The organism is Massilia sp. CCM 8734 (assembly GCF_011682155.1).
Lineage (GTDB): Bacteria > Pseudomonadota > Gammaproteobacteria > Burkholderiales > Burkholderiaceae_D > Telluria_A > Telluria_A rubra.
This window is the reverse complement of the sequence record NZ_WHJI01000157.1, coordinates 1-834: the sequence shown is the minus strand read 5'-3', so window position 1 is coordinate 834 and position 834 is coordinate 1. Positions and strand designations below refer to the sequence as shown.

The window sequence follows — 834 nt, the reverse complement described above, 5'->3', positions numbered from 1 at the left end:
CTTCGCTCTCATCGCTACCGTTGCCCATCACCTGCGTGACGGCAATGACGAACCTATGTTCGCTGCTGGTCCAGACGGCAAGCCAGATGAATCGAAGCCGATGATTGCCCACATGTTTGGCCCAGGCACCAAGAAATTCGCCAACGCAAAAGCGGCCCAGGCGAATCGCAACATGGACCGCTACAAGAAAAAAGGCAAGTCGGACCTGTCGGCCGATGACCAGACCAAGGACACCGCTGAATTTCTGGCCGCTGTGACCGATCGCTTTGAAAACATCGAAGTCGATGGCCTGACGGACAAGGCGCTGTTCACGGCGGTCTACAGCGACCTCGAAGTGTGCTTCATCCCGGCACAGCTCGATAAGCTGCTGAGCGATACCGCAAATTTTACCAAGGCGTCGCCGACAGCCTAAGTCTCTACGTCCGGCATTCAGCTTGGCTGAATGCTTCGATGGAGAAGGCCGAAGGCGATAAGTCGAAAGAGCCAGCCAAATCTCGCCTGCAACTGCTCCGGTTCAAAGGCGGCGAAGACTTCCAGCCGGAGATGCCGCCGCTCGACTGCGGCGAACATCTGGTCGACCTGCTTTGGAAGTGGGGGCCGACCATGTGCACCAGCATGGGCGACGCCCCGTTGACGCATCAAGACCTGTGCTACTGCCAGATGAACACTGGCGTGGAATTGTCTGAATGGGGAGCCGAAACGCTCGTCAGGCTGTCGCGCGAGTATTTCGGTGAATCGCACCGCGCGACCAAGCGCGACTGCAAGCCTCCATTCAGCCAAGCAGAGGCCGGGTACGCGCAAGCACTGCGCGCTGAAAACCGACAGCGAATTAGA

General features: G+C 58.2%; 2 protein-coding genes. Both read left to right on the top strand.

The window, feature by feature from the left end:
* On the top strand, positions 1 to 412 hold a 412-nt coding region (locus F2P46_RS36015; RefSeq protein WP_166899306.1), incomplete at its 5' end, for a hypothetical protein.
* A gap of 38 nt (positions 413 to 450) precedes the next feature.
* Positions 451 to 834 (top strand): hypothetical protein (locus F2P46_RS36010; RefSeq protein WP_208296926.1); only part of this gene is annotated, 384 nt, incomplete at its 3' end.